1 protein-coding gene is annotated in these 218 nt (G+C 35.3%); it reads left to right on the plus strand.

Annotated elements, in window-relative coordinates:
• Positions 1-218 (plus strand): porin (locus tag V6252_RS13315; protein WP_341610755.1); only part of this gene is annotated, 218 nt, incomplete at both ends.

Below are 218 nucleotides of genomic sequence, written 5' to 3' on the forward strand. Positions count from 1 at the left end.
TTCTTCACGTATTGGTTTCAAAGGTTCTGAAGCAATTACAGCTAATACTGATGTAATCTATCAGTACGAAGTGGGTATCAATATTGATGGTAATCCAGGTGATGATAACAATATTGCATTCAAAAGCCGAGATACTTTCTTAGGCTTGAATAATGATAACTATGGTGAAATCCTCGTTGGCCGTAATACATCAGTTGTTGATTACGAAAATAACGTAG

The organism is Psychrobacter proteolyticus (assembly GCF_038155145.1).
GTDB classification, from domain to species: domain Bacteria; phylum Pseudomonadota; class Gammaproteobacteria; order Pseudomonadales; family Moraxellaceae; genus Psychrobacter; species Psychrobacter proteolyticus_B.